1 protein-coding gene is annotated in these 329 nt (G+C 59.0%); it reads left to right on the top strand.

Annotated elements, in window-relative coordinates; all coding sequences use genetic code 11:
• Window positions 1-98 precede the first annotated feature (98 nt).
• The coding region (gene pilM / locus SB689_RS22765; RefSeq protein WP_410694343.1) for a type IV pilus biogenesis protein PilM at window positions 99-329 on the top strand (231 nt) is incomplete at its 3' end.

Raw genomic sequence — 329 nt, 5'->3', positions numbered from 1 at the left:
AGCAGCTTTCGAAGCTTGTTCCAGGTCTTGACTTTCAGGTGTCGCAGTCGCGGCACACCCTCCGCGTCGTCGACGCAAAGCACTGAGCGGAGGACGCAATGCCGCTCCTCATCGTGCTGCTAATGTTTCTGGCTTTCGCAACCGAATACGAGGAATCGGTCTGGACTCGCGCGCAGAACGCGCGTGTTTCACAAGAAGCCAACGTAGTCGGCGACAGCATGCGCGTGTATCGGACGTACGTGCAGCAATACTCGACCGCAAACCCGTCCTACACTGGCCAGGTTCCCGATAGCGTGTTACCCACGTGGTACGTACGCCCGACGTCCGTC

The organism is Chryseobacterium sp. SIMBA_038, assembly GCF_046535115.1.
Classification (GTDB): Bacteria; Bacteroidota; Bacteroidia; order Flavobacteriales; family Weeksellaceae; genus Chryseobacterium.
This window is presented reverse-complemented; position numbering and strand designations above follow the sequence as displayed.